This is a genomic window from Microvirga pakistanensis (genome assembly GCF_004458765.1).
Lineage (GTDB): Bacteria > Pseudomonadota > Alphaproteobacteria > Rhizobiales > Beijerinckiaceae > Microvirga > Microvirga pakistanensis.
On sequence record NZ_SPJX01000412.1, the window covers coordinates 1 to 223 of the forward strand.

Below are 223 nucleotides of genomic sequence, written 5' to 3' on the forward strand. Positions count from 1 at the left end.
TTCGAGCGCCTGCTTGAGCCAGCGCACGCGGCGTTCGGTGTCGATGACGTCGCTCACGCTCTCGTCCGGCAGCGGGCTCGAATCCACGAGAAATTCCACGCGCTCGGCGGACTTGGACGGATCGGCATCGAGAACCGGTGCGTTGAGGGATGTGTCGGGGGCCGAAAGGCGGGCATCCATCAGGGCCACATCGGCCTTGGAGACGCCGATCGCTTCGGCGATC

The 223-nt window shown here is 65.9% G+C and carries 1 pseudogene; it reads right to left on the reverse strand.

What is annotated here, in order from left to right:
• Positions 1-223: pseudogene (locus tag E4K09_RS19680) on the reverse strand (RNA polymerase factor sigma-32); the annotation flags it as partial.